At 48.5% G+C, this 15,977-nt stretch carries 12 protein-coding genes; 4 read left to right on the forward strand and 8 right to left on the reverse strand.

Translation table 11 applies throughout. The annotated features are described in order from the left end of the window. Positions 1–177: 177 nt before the first annotated feature. Positions 178–1,701: a GH3 auxin-responsive promoter family protein gene (locus DN748_RS16030; RefSeq protein WP_112372849.1), complete on the reverse strand. Its 1,524-nt coding sequence runs from the start codon at positions 1,699–1,701 to the stop codon at positions 178–180. 65 nt (positions 1,702–1,766) lie between these two features. On the opposite strand from DN748_RS16030, the gene DN748_RS16035 reads away from it, so the two are divergent. Beyond that, positions 1,767–2,561, forward strand: a complete 795-nt coding sequence (locus DN748_RS16035) for a DUF2797 domain-containing protein (RefSeq protein ID WP_112372850.1) — start codon at positions 1,767–1,769, stop codon at positions 2,559–2,561. A gap of 8 nt (positions 2,562–2,569) precedes the next feature. Here DN748_RS16035 and DN748_RS16040 read toward each other — a convergent pair whose 3' ends face one another. From DN748_RS16040 to DN748_RS16055, 4 genes are read right to left on the reverse strand one after another with little or no spacing between them, the layout of a single operon-like run. After that, positions 2,570–3,301, reverse strand: coding sequence for a LytR/AlgR family response regulator transcription factor (locus DN748_RS16040; RefSeq protein ID WP_112372851.1), 732 nt, complete (start codon positions 3,299–3,301; stop codon positions 2,570–2,572). Further along, entirely contained in the window at positions 3,298–4,521 is a 1,224-nt protein-coding gene (locus DN748_RS16045) for a sensor histidine kinase (protein WP_236636899.1), read from the reverse strand. The genes DN748_RS16040 and DN748_RS16045 overlap by 4 nt, the downstream gene beginning before the upstream one ends. Before the next feature lie 11 nt (positions 4,522–4,532). Next, on the reverse strand, positions 4,533–4,868 hold the full coding sequence (locus DN748_RS16050) for a DUF4907 domain-containing protein (protein WP_112372852.1): 336 nt from the start codon (positions 4,866–4,868) through the stop codon (positions 4,533–4,535). 18 nt (positions 4,869–4,886) lie between these two features. Next, entirely contained in the window at positions 4,887–5,879 is a 993-nt protein-coding gene (locus DN748_RS16055) for a Kelch repeat-containing protein (RefSeq protein WP_112372853.1), read from the reverse strand. Positions 5,880–6,215: 336 nt separating this feature from the next. Here DN748_RS16055 and DN748_RS16060 point away from each other — a divergent pair, with 336 nt between their 5' ends. Next, positions 6,216–7,544 carry a DUF4270 family protein gene (locus DN748_RS16060; protein ID WP_112372854.1) on the forward strand — a complete coding sequence of 443 codons (1,329 nt, stop codon included), beginning with the start codon at positions 6,216–6,218 and terminating at the stop codon, positions 7,542–7,544. Positions 7,545–7,606: 62 nt separating this feature from the next. Further along, positions 7,607–8,851 carry an OmpP1/FadL family transporter gene (locus DN748_RS16065; protein WP_112372855.1) on the forward strand — a complete coding sequence of 415 codons (1,245 nt, stop codon included), beginning with the start codon at positions 7,607–7,609 and terminating at the stop codon, positions 8,849–8,851. Between the two features lie 207 nt (positions 8,852–9,058). Here DN748_RS16065 and DN748_RS16075 read toward each other — a convergent pair whose 3' ends face one another. The 3 genes from DN748_RS16075 to sppA all read right to left on the reverse strand — a co-directional run bounded on the left by DN748_RS16075 (position 9,059) and on the right by sppA (position 14,297). Beyond that, positions 9,059–11,716: an AsmA-like C-terminal region-containing protein gene (locus tag DN748_RS16075; RefSeq protein WP_112372856.1), complete on the reverse strand. Its 2,658-nt coding sequence runs from the start codon at positions 11,714–11,716 to the stop codon at positions 9,059–9,061. A gap of 76 nt (positions 11,717–11,792) precedes the next feature. Then, complete coding sequence (locus DN748_RS16080; protein WP_112372857.1) at positions 11,793–12,494, reverse strand: queuosine precursor transporter; 702 nt, start codon at positions 12,492–12,494, stop codon at positions 11,793–11,795. A 39-nt stretch (positions 12,495–12,533) separates the two neighbouring features. Then, entirely contained in the window at positions 12,534–14,297 is a 1,764-nt protein-coding gene (gene sppA, locus DN748_RS16085; RefSeq protein WP_112372858.1) for a signal peptide peptidase SppA, read from the reverse strand. A 280-nt stretch (positions 14,298–14,577) separates the two neighbouring features. On the opposite strand from sppA, the gene folK reads away from it, so the two are divergent. Continuing rightward, on the forward strand, positions 14,578–15,720 hold the full coding sequence (gene folK, locus DN748_RS16090) for a 2-amino-4-hydroxy-6-hydroxymethyldihydropteridine diphosphokinase (protein WP_112372895.1): 1,143 nt from the start codon (positions 14,578–14,580) through the stop codon (positions 15,718–15,720). Positions 15,721–15,977: the final 257 nt, after the last annotated feature.

The following is a 15,977-nucleotide window of genomic DNA, read 5'->3' on the forward strand; positions in this document are numbered from 1 at the left end:
ATCACAAAGCCGTCTCATACCCTGAGACGGCTTTTTTTTTGCGGCCGGACCCGGTAATTTTCCTTAGCTAAGGTACGTTGGAGATCCCATTCTGATTTCAGGCGATTTTATTTGCAGTAACAATAATCAGACACATTCACATACAACACTGCAATTTTTTCAATCGGAACATTTACATTAAACCACTGTCCCGTTCATACCGAGCATTTCCTCCATATAGTTTCTCTGGTTGGAGAGGCGGGGCACCTTGTGCTGGCCCCCGAGTTTGTCGTAGGTCTTGAGCCAGTCGTAGAAAAGGCCCTTACGGGCTATGTTGATACGGGGCATGTTCAACGTCATATTGTTATACCTCTTGGCTTCGTAATCCGAATTCAGCGATTTAAGTCCTTCATCCAGCTCCCTGGTAAAATGCTTCAGGCACTCAGGGTGCCTGCGGAACTCTATCAGCCATTCGTGCCCTCCTTTTTCACGGCCCTGCATAAAAATGGGGGCCACGGTATAATCGACCACCTCGCAACCGGCAGCCTTACACGCCCGTTTCAGGGCTTCCTCCGTATTTTCTATGATAAGTTCTTCCCCGAAAACATTGATAAAGTGCTTGGTCCTCCCGGTAACCTTGATCCGGTAGGGAGAGGTGCTCGTAAAACGCACCGTATCGCCGATGAGATACCGCCATAAACCGGCATTGGTGGTGATGACGATCGCGTAGTTCTTCCCGGTCTCCACTTCCCATAGCGGGAGTACTTTTTCATCAGGACCACCGAAGGTATCCATGGGGATAAACTCGTAAAAGATACCATAGTCCAGCATCAGCAGCAACTCGTCCGAACGGTTCCGGTCCTGTATGGCAAAGAACCCTTCGGAAGCATTGTATATTTCGTAATACTGAAAATGATCGCGGGGCAGCAGCCTTTCGTACTGGTCGCGGTAGGGATTAAAGCTTACGCCCCCGTGAAAATATACCTCCAGGTTGTTCCACACTTCGAAGAGATCATCCTTTCCCGTCTTTTCCAGCACCCTGTTCAGCAACACCAGCATCCAGGAGGGGACCCCGGCAAGACTGGTCACATTCTCCCCTATGGTTTCGTTGATAATAGCCTCCAGTTTTGTCTCCCATTCGCTCATCAGCGACACCCTGTTGCTCGGGGTACTGCTCATTTCGGCCCAGAACGGGAGATTGTCTATGATGATGGCCGAAAGGTCGCCGAAAAAGGTATTGTTATCTTCGTACAACGACTTGCTGCCTCCCAGCCGGAGGCTCTTACCGGTAAACAGCCTGGAGTCTTCGTTATTGTTAAAATAAAGCGACAGCATATCCTTCCCGGCCTTAAAATGGCAATCTTCAAGAGATTCCGTGCTTACCGGGATAAACTTGCTTTTGGCATTGGTGGTGCCACTGCTTTTCGCAAACCACTTGATGGGAGTGGGCCAGAACACATTGTGCTCTCCCCTTCGCGAACGCTCTATATAGGGTTCCATATCTTCATACCTGCTCACAGGCATGCTGTCCCTGAACGCTTCATAGTTGGTAATGGACTCGAAACCATACCGTTTCCCGAACTCGGTATGGCGTGCCGTACCGAGAAGCTGGTTGAGCAGTTCTACCTGAACTTCTTCCGGATATTTCAGGAAGAGTTCCATCTGGTAGAAGCGCTTTTTCAGCCACCAGGATGCTATGGAATTAAACAGTGGGATCGACATTTTTTGTGTACTTTTACAGTCCTTTTCTATATTGACAGGCAATAAAAATACTAAAAAACTTTACCATGTACCAAGGCGTCCTGATAAAAATGAAAACCGAATATACGGATCCCGTAAACTATTACCTGGTTTTCAAAAACGACTTTATTCACGTCAACCAGTTGCTTGACCGTGAAGTCGGGATCTCTTTCGTTTCCTACGAATGCCTGAACTGTCATCTGGACAAGCCCATCTACCGCCAGGGGTTCTGTAAAAGCTGTTTTTTCGAAACGGCTTCGGCGGGAGACTGGATCATGCGCCCGGAACTGAGCAAGGCCCACCTGGACCAGGAAGACCGGGACCTGGAATTTGAAAGGGCGGTACAGCTACAGCCCCATGTGGTATACCTGGCCCTTTCCAGCGAGGTAAAGGTGGGAGTTACACGAAAAGCACAGATCCCCACCCGCTGGATAGACCAGGGGGCCCACCAGGCCATAGAGGTGGTAGAAGTACCCAACCGCTACCTGGCCGGGATCACGGAAGTAGCCCTTAAGGCCCATATGACCGATAAGACCAACTGGCGCAAAATACTGACCAACGACCTGGCCACGGCCGATCTTGTTGCCGAAAAGGACCGTCTCGACGATTTTCTTCCGGAAGAAGTAAAACCCTATTATCTGGACACCAACAAAAAAGTATACACTATCGGATACCCGGTACTTGAATATCCGAAAAAGGTAAAAAGCCTTAACCTGGAAAAAACTCCCGAATACAGGGGAAAACTCAAGGGCATAAAGGGGCAGTATCTCCTCTTCGAAGACAGCACGGTCTTTAATGTCCGCGGAAGCGAAGGTTATGTAGTAGACCTGGTTATCGTTTGATAAACAGTTTAGAGCCCCAGGCGTTCCATAAACCCTGCTTTATAACTCTCTCCTATGGGAATACGGTTATCGCCTATAATGACCTTGTTTTTCTGGATGGAACGGATATACCCGACATTGACCACAAAAGACTTGTGGATACGCAAAAACTGCCCCCGGGGCACCTTGTCCATGAAATCTTTGAAACTCAACAGGGTAAGCACAGGCTTATTGGTTCCCGAAACATGGATCTTGAGATAATCTTTCAGTCCCTGTACATAGGTAATCTCATCGGTATTGAGTTTTACATTCTCGTAATCGGACTTTACAAAGATATATCCCGAAATTCCTTCTCCGGTACCGCAGGAAGGTGAGGTATATCCCATGACCGGGATATTTTTCTCCTTGTAGCTCAGCAATTCCCTCGCGCGTACCACGGCCTTTACAAAACGGTGATAGGGTATCGGTTTTACCAGATAGTCTACGGCATTGAGCTCAAACCCTTCAAGGGCATACTGGGGATAGGCCGTGGTAAAGATAAACAGCGGCCGGTTGTCCAGGGAATGAATAAAATCTATCCCGTTGATCTGTGGCATCTCTATATCTGAAAATATCAGGTCTACCCTTCTGTCCTTGATCACCGGAATGGCATCCAGCGCATTGGTAAAGGTTCCCACTACTTCCAGTAAACTCATTTTTTCACAGTATTCTTTCAGCACATCGACGGCCAGAGGTTCGTCATCTATAATTACACAAGTCATTTGCTACCAAAATTAAGGGTTAAACTAACCGTAAATATTTTCCCGTCATCTGTGACATCCAGTTTATTCATATCCGGATATAACAGATCGAGGCGGTTCCTGATGTTCTGAAGCCCCACTCCGGAACTTTCCGTATCCTTCTTATAACTTCCCACGATGTTACTGATAAAAAAGTGAATACTGTCGTCCCTGATAGAGATCACTGTTTTGACCACGGTCTTCCCCGTATAGTCCGTCCCGTATTTAAAGGCGTTTTCTATAAAGGAAATAAACAGCAGGGGCTGTATTTTCTTGTCCCGTTCATTCCCGTAAATATTCAGGGTCACCTTTTCCCCGTCCGACAGTCGCAATCGCTGAAGTTTTATATAATTCTTAATATAGTCGAGTTCCTTTCCCAGGGGAACAAAATCCCGGTTGGCTTCATACAGCATATACCGCATCAGCTCCGACAGGGTGAGAATGGCCTCCGGGGTATCATTGGACTTTTTAACAGATAGGGAATACACGCTGTTCAGTGAGTTGAACAGGAAATGCGGGTTTAACTGTGCCTTGAGAAACTGCAGTTCGGAAGTCATTTTTTCCGATTGTATCTGTTGACGCACAGCCTCTCCCTTACGCCATTCCATATATATCCTTACCGCTGCCCCTATGATAAAATAAATGCCCATCAATCCTGCCGGGCGAAGCAGCATCAAAAACCTGAAACGCCAGGAATCCGGTGGTACCGGATGATTGGGAAAGTGGTATTCCAGCTGTTTCAGGTTCGTAGTGTCGCCCGGCATAAAAGGAGGCGGTACAGGCCCTTCCTTCGCCGGGCCAATGGTAAAAGGCATCCGGAACCTGTATCCCCGGCTGTCTTTTCTACTCATCGTATCCTCTCCTTTTCCCCGTTCTGTTATAAAAACGGCACTTACCGGACGGGGCGCCATACTACCTGCCAGCATCGAAGCCATTACGAGCACCGACAAGGATACCAGGGCGTAGGCCAACAACCTTTTCTTCAACAGGAATCCGGGCACCAGGATGTAGTAATTAAAATAGAACAGCCCGATATATATGACAAACCGGTACAGGTTTCTATACAGTATCTCCCCCGGGATAAAACCGATCTCCGAGTATATCTGATAATTGAGAATGACGAAGAAAAGCAGCCATATAGCTACGTGTACAGCTATTTCCTTGACCACCTTTTTCTTTCTGTAAACAGGGCGAATATGCATCCCGGTCATTTTTAATCAGCTAAATCTAAACATTTTACATCCACGCGAAGTACTTTTAACTCTTCCTTAGTAATTGCCGGAGATTCCCGGTTCATTATTTTATGCCTCACCAGGATACCTGCTGTACGGGCATCGGAACGGGAGCAGAAGGGACCGGAACCGGGAAGCGCAGGGATCACTTCCTGGCGTACCAGCACTTTTCCACCGCTTTTCAACTGGTAGCCATATCCGTTACCTACCTCAAAAACCTCGACATCTATACGGACCACTCTTCTATGTATGTACCCGACAACCCCGGCAATCCCGAGAATTATAAGAACAGGGAGTATCACTATCTTCCTTTTCATATGCTTCGTGCTTCCCCCCTAATCTTCATCGCTGTACTCTTCCCAGGGGAAGAACTCTTTCAGGTCGTCCAGGTAAAGGCTGCCGGAACGTCCGAGCCCTATAAACGCCCTGGCCCCGTTGAAAAATACCACAGGACTCTGTCTTGAAGTCCCTTCGAAACTCGTTTTTCTGTCCCAGGTATCATAATCCGGGTCGTATTCCCATACCGAGGTCAGTGTTCCCGATGAGGTACCACAGGCTATATACCCGTAACTCCCTATGGCAAACCCCGCGGCATAGCTCCTTACAATACTGTAATCGTCTTCCTCGTCCAGGCTCAGTTTCTTGGTCCAGCTCTCCGTACCGGGGTCAAACATCCAGAAATCCTTGAGGTACACCCCATTGGAAACCCCTGTACCCAGGTATACTTTTCCATCTATGGTAAAGCTTGTCGCACCTTTTCGCTTATCGCCACCGAAACCGAAGAGTTCCGTCCAGGTATCTGCTGCCGGATCGTATCTCCAGAAGTCCTTACGATCGTTATCACCGTCGGTACCGGTACCGAAATACCCATAACCATTCACCGAAAAGGCCACGGCCTCACGCCTGGGGTTCTCCGGAAAATCCCTGATCTGTGACCAGGTATTGGCCGTGGCATCGTAAGCGTAAAAATCACCGAGCTCATTAACACCGTCATAACCCGAACCTATATATCCCTTATCATCTATGGCAAAGCCCACGGCTGCACTCCTGGCTGTGCCCGGAAAATCGGCTTTCTGAACCCAGTAGTCCCCTTCCATATCGTATTCCCAGAAATCCACACGGTAATTATCACCGTCATACCCCGTTCCGGTATACCCCTTGTTCCCGATAGAAAAATAGGCAGAACTGCTTCGGGGCTTGCCGTCGAATACCGAGCGTATTTTCCAGTTTCCCATATCTTCTTCGTCATCCCTGGAACAGGCGACCGAAAATACCAGTAGCACTCCACACAAGGCCATACAAAGTTTTCTTACTGTTGTTCTTTTCATTTTAAACGGTTTAAAGATTATAAGTCAACCACCCCGGGATAGGCCCGAAGGGCATAAAGTCAGAAATACAGGTACGGCCTCTTGTATACAACCGGGCCAATACCATTCCTGTTTTCACCGGTTTTCGAAAGCAAAACTATACCCGGGGACATCAGCAAAAGAACACAATAGATAAATCCGCCATATCTCTATACCAATAAGCTTCTTTTACAGACCAACAGGGCTTAAGGCATTTTATCGGCAAATAACCTCTGTTGGTATAGCCACATCACCACATGGTCGATTTTCATTTCCGACCTGTGTCAAGCCTTCTATTTTTGTCCGAAATCGCACTTCATGAAATACCTGAATTTTTTATTGCTGCTCATCCTCTTCTGTTCCTGCGGAGACGACAACCTGTACGATACCGATTTCAATGCCGGGCAGGATTTTACGGGAAGTAACGTCAGGGTATTGTCTGTAGATTCCCTGACCATAGATATGTCTACCGTGAAATTCGACAGCCTGATCACCTCAGACGCCACCCGTATACTTCTGGGACAGTACACCGATACCGTATTCGGAAAAACTACGGCATCCAGTTTTTTCGAACTGTTACCGGACAGTTACAGCATAAACAACGACGGGATATACGACAGTATTTCACTTTTCCTGAACTATGACAGGTATTACTACAACGATACCCTACAGCCTTTCACCATTCAGGTTAAAGAGCTCACTTCCAGAGTAAAACCTTCAAAAGGAGATAGTTTTTACAACACGAGTATCATCCCCTACCAACAAGACAACCTGGGGCAAACAACCTTCTATCCGAAGCCCCTGGGAAGTAAGGATTCGGTTGAGATTAAGCTGAGCGACAGCTTTGGTGAAGCTTTATTCGACCGTATACAACAGAAAAAAATAACAACGGCAGACCAAATGAGGGAATATTTCAAAGGTATTACCCTACAGCCGGGAACAGACGACGACGGCGCCGTACTCGGTTTTTCCACCTCGTCCGGCGAAAGTTTCATGCGGATATATTACGCCACACACGAAACCGAAGAGCCCACGGTAAGATCCCTGGATCTTCACATCACCACCGGCAATGCTCCGGCTACCTTTTTCAACAGGATCACTTCTGAAAATGAAGATACCCCCTTTGCGAACCTGACCGATCAAGAAACCGTACTGCCAAGTGGAGAAGCGGGAAACAAAAGCTATATACAGGGCGGCACGGGGCTGACGACAAGGATCCGTTTTCCTTCGGTAAAATCACTGTATGAACTGGACGGAAAAGGCACACTGCTCTCCGCCACCATGAAGATAAAACCCACCCCGGATTATTACGATAAAAAAATGCCGCTCAGGGACACCTTAAGTATATATGTAACCGACCTGAACAACGATATCAGCGGCCAGCTTACAGACCTGTCTTCCAATACGGTATTCGCCATTCTTAACCGTGAGAACCAGGAGTTTAACCAGGTGTATTACGAGATCTCCCTTACTTCGTACATAGAAAGCATACTGTCGGCCGAGCGTGAGGACCAAAGTTCATTGATCCTGATCCCGGGCGAATACGGCTCGCGGACAGACCGGTTCGTGCTCAACGGGCAGGACCACGAAGACTTCGGGGCCACACTCGAAATACTGTACTCTATTTACGACGCAAATAACGACTGATAACCCGGGAATTGCGGAACTGTTATCACTACATAAACCGAAATACAAAAACAACTGTTTTCATGAAGAAGATATTTTTACCGGTATTGCTCTGCACACTGGCCGGCATCACCGCCAGCGCACAATCTGAAGGGCTTACCGGGTCTCCGTATTCCATGTACGGCCTGGGAAGCCTGCAACAGGCGGGTACCGGGATATCCAATGCCCTCGGGAGGGGTGGTATTGCCCTGCCCGGAGATACCGGGATCAACAACCTCAACCCTGCATCATACGCTTCCATATACGGGAAATCCTTCCTTTTTGATGTGGGGTTCCAGTCAGAATACAATCATTTTGAAAACCGGCTGAGCAACGAAAACAAATGGAGTTTCAACTTCTCCAACATCGCCATGGCCTTTCACGTCTCAGACAGGTCAGTCCTGGGGATCACCCTTACCCCTTATTCCAATGTGGGGTATACCATGCTGGGAGTTACCACCAACATAGAGGGGTCTGACCAGCAGTTCGAAAGTACGATCACCGGATCGGGAGGCCTGAACAGCATAAAACTCAATTACGGATACCGCTTATCCGACCGGCTAAGACTGGGAGCCAGTGCTTCCTATCTTTTCGGCAGTATCGAAGAAAATGAATTTTTCTCCATAGGAAGCAGCTATTTCGAGATGAGCAAAACCAGTTATTACAACGGAGCCCGTCTGGGAGCCGGGTTTCAGTACGACCTCTCTCCGAAATTCACACTGGGAGGCACTGTACTGTTTCCCGTCAAACTCAGCGGAAGTGCAGATCGCTCGGTACTGAAAACCATCAACGGGCAGAGCATCTCCGTAGAGGATGAATCGGGAGACGCCATACCGGGATTTAAACTTCCCGCAGAAATGGGGATGGGAATACTCCTGAAACCTTTCAAGGGCCTTTCGGTAAATGCCGATTACCGCAAAAACCTGTGGAGCGACACGCATCAAAATGACAATCTCGGGTCCTTCAAGGACCAGGACATCATAAGTTTCGGGGCCGAATACGTACGGAATACCCGGTCTATGGAATACACCGATCATATACGGTTCAGGGCCGGATTTACCACAGACAACGGGTATCTGTCCATCAACGGCAAAAAAATAGGCGGCTATGCCGTTACTGCCGGACTCGGACTACCCATCAGCAGTAATACAGGCTCTATGCTGAACCTGTCCTATTCTTACGGACAAAAAGGCCAGGTATCGACGCTGCTGATCCGAGAAAATTATCATTTTTTCACTCTTAACATAAGCCTCGAAGACCTGTGGTTTGTAAGAAGAAAATACGAGTAATAAAATTATTCGAATGTTTGTTCCAATATTGCCTCAAATTCAGTTGGTAAGATTATCCTTGTGTCTTTGAAAGGGTCTAAAATCAGTAAATCCTTATCTCCCGTTACCAGATAATCCGCATGAGATACTTCTATAAGATCAGGTAAGCTACCCACCACAATCCCCAAAGACCGGCCACCCCATACTTCCGGCTTCAAGCTTCGCACTTTAATTGGTAGTGTCTTTTTTCTTCTTGCCGAACAGTCCCTGCAAAACATTCTTGGCTGCATTTTTTGCGGCATCCTCCTTTTTGACAGCAGTGGTATCTGTGGTAGTGCTGTCGCCTTTAGCCTTGTCTCCCAACAGGTTTCCCAAAGCATTATTAAGGGCATCCTTGCCCTGGCCGACCAGTTTGTCTTTCTGCCTGGCCACCAGCTGCTGTGTAAGCCCGGCCACCGCCGATTTCAGGTCGGTAGACACCGAAGGACTACTGACCGTTCCCCCGATGGTAGCCGTTACCGGCACGGTAACTTCGTCCTGCTCCTGTTCGCTGAGCTGTGCCAGCAGTTTACCGGCATCCTTGCCGAGATATTTCGCAGGCACGTTGAACGTAGCCGTATAGGCCATGCTCTTGTCAAAACCGTGACTGCCGCCTACTTCTATATCCATATCCTGGTATTTGACATGAAAGGGTTTTACGTTTACCTTGCCGTTATCAAAAGACAAATGGGTCTGGATATCCTTAAAATTCAGGTTGTTTACATCCAGAAAATCGAGTTTCCCTGCCAGGCTACTTACCAGTTTGGAGTTTTTGGCATCCACTCCCGAGGTCAGCACTTCGGCCAGGGCATCCCCGGAGACCGACATGAGTACGGGGGTAAAGTCGTCATTCAGGTTTCCGGAAAGGGACAGGTCTGTATTGAGTTTTCCTTCCAGGATACTGGCTATGGGGGTCAGGGCCTGCAACAGGTCGAGCCCCTTAAAAGACTCCGCGAGATCAAAACCGTCCATATTGAGTTTCATATCGAAAGTAGGGACCTCCCCTTTGGTGGATACATTCCCGTTAAGCCCTAACTGCCCGTTGAACAGGTCGGACCTGAGGTCTTTCAGGGTAGCTTTTTCATCTTTGATCACCAGTGTACCCTTCACGTTCTTCAGTGTGAGGTTGTCGTAGATCACCGTATTGGCAGAGGCATTTACGGTACAGTCCAGGAAAGAAGGTATTTTGATCTTCTCTTCCCCGGTCCCGGCGGCGGGAGCCTCTTCTTTTTGCTGCTGTTCCCCGTCTTCGCTTCCTCCCTCTTCCGGGGTGTCGGCCACCATAAAATCGTTCAGGGAAAAAGTGTCGGAGGAAAGATCAAAATTCCCCTCCATGTTTTCCTTGTTGAACATAAAGCCCATCAGGTTGTTGATGGTCCCCGAGGCATTGAGGTCGGTCTGCCCCGTTCTGGCCTCGAAGGTATTCAGTTTTACCGTTTTCGGATTGAAGGCCACATTGGCCCTGCTTATACTCACCGGATGAGCCATTTCGGCAGATGCATAGTTAAAGCCCGAGAGATCGAGGGTCCCGGAGTTTTTGGTATTCTCATATTTTTTCTGCTCTATGGAGGCCATATCGAAAGCTGTGCTAATATCTGCTACCAGTATCCCGCTCAACTCCTCTTCCAGGGGAAAGGGATAGGCTTTGGACAAATTGGCCAGGTTGAGTTTCCCGTTAATACGGGCATTGACATGCATGTTTTCCGTTACCTGGTCCAGGCGTGCACTGGCATTGAACACATCCTGGTCTATACGGAAAGACAGTTTTTGTATATCGACATAGGTATCTTTCGCAAGGCCGGTCTTGTTTACGATCTGGGTAAGCAGCCGGATATCGCTGACCGATTTGGGCAGGTCGGGGTATTTGAAGGAGGCATTATCCGAACTGATCTGTACATCAAAAGCGGGGATATGTGTATCGTCTACCACGCCCTTGACCTCTCCTTTCACTTCAAAATTACCGGTGGTCTGCACATTCTCGATACTTCCGGAATAGGCTTCGGGGATCACGGCAAGGAAATTCCTGAAATCGGAGGAAGGGGTGCCGAACGTGAGGTCTATTTCCTGGTTGTCCTCGTTGAGCTGCACATATCCGTCGAACACCAGCGGAAGCTGGTTCAGCAAGAGGGTATTGTCGAGAAAAGTATACCTGTTATTTTCGAGGTCGACCCCTATCACCGCATCAAGCTTCACCCTGTTCCGGTTGATATAGGCCGTACTGTCCATTGCAAACGACACCTGCGCATCGGTAGTGGTATTCAGCTCTGAAGTGGTAAGCGACAGGTCGCCGCTTCCGGAATGGTTCAGTTCGTCGAGCACAAATTCCATTTTTGCCTGCTCATCGAGGTAGGAGATCCTGCTGTCGCTGATATCGTACTGCTGTACGGAAAAGCTGAAATCACTGCTTTCTTCCGGAGCTGCCCCGGCCTCTTCTTCGTTGCCACTCTCCTTGGCAATATCGTAATTGGCCTTACCTTCGCTGTTTACCAGGATGTTTACCCTGGCCCGGTTTACCCCGAAACTGCTCACTTCCATGCCGCTGCCTTTAAAGAGTTCGCCGATGCCCATCCGTACCGAAACCTCATCGGCATAAAAAAGGGTATCGCCGGCAAAGGGTTCCTTATTGATCACACTGATCTCGTGAAGGGCCACCGTAGCCTTCGGGAACCCCCTGAGGAGGCTGATATCCACATCGGCAAAATCTACGGTAGCATTGAGGTTGTTGTTGATATTCTCCTTGACCAGGGCCGTGATCTTGTCTTTAAACAATATCGGGGCTACTGCCAGCAATACGATCAGCACTCCCAGAACGATCAATACGATTTTAACTCCCTTTTTGATTTTCATTCTTTTCCTTTTATTTTATTACAGCCATACACATAACGCATACAGCCGGGTTTTCATATACTCTAAATACGATACTTCAGGGCAAACGGATTTCCTCACCGGGCCCCAACCGGAATTTTTTCCGGATAATATATACAAAAAAATAAAGAAAAGGGGTGTCGAGCAAGGCGATTAACATTTTAAACAGTACCCCTCCCACAAAAAGTCCGGTAAACCGCTCCCAGGCTATAACATCAAAGGAGCAGAGCAGCAACAGGACGGTAAGCGTATCGATAACCTGTGACGATATGGTAGAGCAGTTATTTCGCAACCACAGGTGTCTTCCCCCGGTGTAGTTTTTCCAGAAGTGATAAATATGGATATCTATATATTGTGCTGCCAGGTAGGCCAGCATGGAAGCGAGCACGGCAAGCACCGTACGTCCGAATACCTCCGTAAAGCGCTCATCCCCTATCGGCGACCACGGGGTTGCGGGGACGGCGGCGGAGACATATATGATAAGCAGCGAGAACAGCGAAGCAAAGATACCGGCGGTCACTACCTGGTTGGCTTTTTTCTTCCCGTATATTTCCGAAATAAGGTCGGTGATCAGGAAGGTCACCGGGTAAGGCAGTATACCCACCGATATTTCAAATATTCCCGCCCCGAAAAGCGTGACTTCACCGAAGGGATACCAGTAAAAGAATTTCTGGAAGATCAGGTTGGAGACTACCAGCGAAGTAATAAACAATGCGGCGAGGTACAGGTATAACTGATATGCGGTTTTATGCTGCTGCATACGGTATTTTAAATATGATTATCGGGATACGGAAAGCGTCTAATAAACAACAAGCTCATAAGGCAGCCGGGCCTGCACCCCTTTCTGTTGTGCAAGTACCCTGATGGCCTGCAGTACGCGATATCCCTCTTCCCCGATCTCTTCCCGGAGTATCTGTTCCCTGCCTTTTGTAACGGATACGCCGATAAACTTGTCCATCACATCCTGTATACTGGTGGAATACACCGGGTAATCGACCGTTACATACGCTTCCGTTCCCGCCTCGCCCGCAGCATAGGCTACGGCCTCGTTCAATCCCCCTATTTCATCTACCAATCCTATCTCTACCGCTTCGGCACCGCTCCATACCCTTCCCTGGGCTATGGCATCGACATCCTCCACCTTCATGTCCCTTCCTTCCGCCACATGATGCACAAAGGTCTCATAAATATGTTCTATACTCTCCGTGGTTACCTTCCGGTAGGCTTCAGACAAGGGTTGAAAGGCACTGTACCCGAGCGCCTGTGAATTGGTGACCACGTGTTCGGCATTAATCCCCATACGACCGGCAAGTTCCTTCACATTGGGCAACATTCCGAAAACCCCTATCGAACCGGTGATCGTGGTGGGTTCCGCATATATTTTATCTGCTCCGGCAGCGATATAGTAGCCTCCGGAAGCCGCGAGATTACCCATGGATACCACTACCGGTTTCTCCTTTTTGGTCACCGCTACCTCTCTCCATATAATATCCGAGGCGAGAGCACTGCCCCCCGGGGAATTAATACGCAGCACCACAGCTTTTACCCTGTCGTCTTCCCTTGCTTTCTGGAGCGACTCCAGGATAATTCCCTGCCCTACAAGGTCTTTGTTACCGTCGCCATAAACGATCTCACCCTCTGCGTATACCACGGCAATGCGATCTTTACCGTAAGCTGACGACTGCCTGGCGGCATATTCGCTGTAATCCCTCAGTTCCACATATTCCAGGTCCTTGTCCGCTTCCAGTCCGCAGGCCGCCTTAAGCGATGATTCGTATTCATCCAGGTAGGCTATACGGTCTACCAGTCCCGCACGGAGGGCCATATCAGGGGTCCTTGCCCCCAGGGTATCTGCCAGGGTATTGAGCGTTCCGGCAGATAATCCGCGGCTCACGGAAATATCTTCGACCATGGTATTCCAGAGTGAGAATAACAGTTCCGATATCTGCTCCCTGTTCTGCGGGCTCATTTCATTGTCCAGGAAAGGTTCTACGGCACTCTTGTATTTTCCGTGCCGGATCACTTCCAGTTTCACTCCCGTCTTTTCCTGCAGGTCCTTAAAAAAAAGCACCTCGGAGGCCAGCCCCTTAAAATCGATATCCCCTACCGGGTTTACAAATACCGAATCGGCTACCGAAGCGAGGTAATAATCTTTTTGCGCATAGACATCGCCATACGCATAGACAAATTTTCCGGAAGCCTTGAACGCCTCCAGGGCTTCCCTGAGGGCTCCCGTCTGCGCCATACCTGCCGGAAGGTAGTTGTTCCGGATACTGATGCCCTTTATCCTGTCGTCTTCAGCCGCTGCATCTATGGCCCTCAGAATACGGTTGAGCCCGTCGTACTGCTCAAAATTCACCCCGAAATCGGTAAAGTCGAACTTCCCGCCATAATCCTTCAGGGGCTTATCGATCTCCAGCAGCAATACTGATGTTTCCGGAACACTGATCGCTTTTTCCTGGCTTCCCGCCAGCGATATAAAAATGAGAAACATTACAAAAAAAACACCAAAAGCGATCACACATCCCAGAATAGATGCCAGAAGATTCCTTAAAAATTTCATATCTTATAGTTAGATGTTCACAACAATGGCCTGCCACACTGTTTTCCCTTCAGGTGCATATTGAACTCCTCCCGGGGCCCTTCCGCTACCGGGCAGAAATATTTCCTTTCCGGACAGACTCCTCCGGGAAGCGACAGTGATAACCACCACAAAGATAATCTTTTCGGTTTAGGAATCGCAGCAGTATGCCCGATTTGCTCCGGGACAGGGATTTAATGAATACCGCACGGTTTTTGGGATATCGCCGGTTTATATGGGTTACTTTTATTTATTTTGCACCATGAAACGCGTATATCTGTCTATCGGAAGTAATCAGGGAAACAGGCTACAGCACCTGCAGGCCGCAGCAGACCGCCTGGAGGCCCATCCCGGGATCAGGGTAAAAAGCTGCTCGGCAATATACCAGACCCCTGCCTGGGGATTTTCAGGCGACGATTTCCTCAACGCCTGTCTCGCCATAGACACCCGCCTGGATGCACCCGGGTTGCTGGAATACATCCTCGACACCGAAAAGCAGCTGGGGCGCATAAGATCGGAGGAAAAGGGATACCGGCCCAGGACCATTGACATCGATATTCTTTTTTACGAAGACGAGATCATCCGGGAAACAAACCTTATCATCCCCCACCCCCAGATGGAAAAACGCAGGTTTGTCCTTGCCCCCCTGGCCGATATCGCACCCGGGAAAATCCATCCCGGACTCCAGGTACCCGTTTCCAGGCTTCTGGAAGAGTGCCCGGATGACAGTGAGGTTACCAGGACGGACCTGAGTATCCGGCTGAGGAAAGACCTTCTTTTTTCGGCCATGAACTACCTGGCCATAGAAGGCAATATAGGTTCCGGAAAGACTACCCTGGCCACCATGATATCGGAAGAATACAACGGAAAGCTTATCCTGGAACGCTTTGCTGACAACCCTTTCCTTCCCCGGTTTTACAAGGAGCCGCAACGCTATGCCTTTCCCCTGGAAATGTCGTTCCTGGCCGACCGCTACCAGCAGTTTACCGACGACACCTCCCGCCCCGACCTCTTCAAAAGCTTTATGGTAAGCGATTACGATATTCACAAGTCGCTGATCTTTGCCAGGGTGACCCTCCCCGAGGATGAGTTTTACCTCTACCGCAAACTGTTCGACCTGATGTACAGGGAAGTGCTTAAGCCCGATGTATATGTATACCTGTACCAGAATACGGAAAGACTGCTGCAACAGATCAGGAAGAGGGGACGCACCTATGAACAGGACATGCCTTATGACTACCTGGAAAAAATAAACAGGGGGTATATGGACCATATCAGGAACAATCCGGAACAAAATGTTCTCGTTCTCGATGTTTCCGACATGGATTTTGTGCAAAATAAAAATGACTTCAGGGAAATAATCGACAAAATACACCGGTTTCACGATGAAATGCAGCATTTATAACTTTTTTAAGCTTTTTTGCATTTTTTTAAAAAGCTTGTTATACATTAGTACCGCTTTATAGAGCAAAACTAACTAACTTTTTCATAATCCAACCTTCGGGATTCAATACTTTTGGATCCCTTTTTTTATGGTTGCAGGTTACAGAAAATATAAGTCCGAATTCAGAACTTATAACAGGGTGAGGGTTATTTCACAAAGGTGCAGAGAGGACCTCAGAGAAGCACAGAAAGGATTCGAAGCTTTATATTCCCGTTTTC

The sequence above is a fragment of the Sinomicrobium soli genome (assembly GCF_003285545.1).
Taxonomy (GTDB): Bacteria; Bacteroidota; Bacteroidia; order Flavobacteriales; family Flavobacteriaceae; genus Sinomicrobium.

Excerpts from the sequence above, each read along its gene's own strand:
- DN748_RS16050 (WP_112372852.1), bottom strand. The coding sequence starts at position 4,868 with ATGAAAAGGAAGATAGTGATACTCCCTGTTCTTATAATTCTCGGGATT.
- sppA (WP_112372858.1), bottom strand. The coding sequence starts at position 14,297 with ATGAAATTTTTAAGGAATCTTCTGGCATCTATTCTGGGATGTGTGATC.
- DN748_RS16045 (WP_236636899.1), bottom strand. The coding sequence starts at position 4,521 with ATGCATATTCGCCCTGTTTACAGAAAGAAAAAGGTGGTCAAGGAAATA.
- DN748_RS16040 (WP_112372851.1), bottom strand. The coding sequence starts at position 3,301 with ATGACTTGTGTAATTATAGATGACGAACCTCTGGCCGTCGATGTGCTG.
- DN748_RS16060 (WP_112372854.1), top strand. The coding sequence starts at position 6,216 with ATGAAATACCTGAATTTTTTATTGCTGCTCATCCTCTTCTGTTCCTGC.
- DN748_RS16065 (WP_112372855.1), top strand. The coding sequence starts at position 7,607 with ATGAAGAAGATATTTTTACCGGTATTGCTCTGCACACTGGCCGGCATC.
- DN748_RS16080 (WP_112372857.1), bottom strand. The coding sequence starts at position 12,494 with ATGCAGCAGCATAAAACCGCATATCAGTTATACCTGTACCTCGCCGCA.
- DN748_RS16035 (WP_112372850.1), top strand. The coding sequence starts at position 1,767 with ATGTACCAAGGCGTCCTGATAAAAATGAAAACCGAATATACGGATCCC.
- DN748_RS16030 (WP_112372849.1), bottom strand. The coding sequence starts at position 1,701 with ATGTCGATCCCACTGTTTAATTCCATAGCATCCTGGTGGCTGAAAAAG.
- folK (WP_112372895.1), top strand. The coding sequence starts at position 14,578 with ATGAAACGCGTATATCTGTCTATCGGAAGTAATCAGGGAAACAGGCTA.
- DN748_RS16055 (WP_112372853.1), bottom strand. The coding sequence starts at position 5,879 with ATGAAAAGAACAACAGTAAGAAAACTTTGTATGGCCTTGTGTGGAGTG.
- DN748_RS16075 (WP_112372856.1), bottom strand. The coding sequence starts at position 11,716 with ATGAAAATCAAAAAGGGAGTTAAAATCGTATTGATCGTTCTGGGAGTG.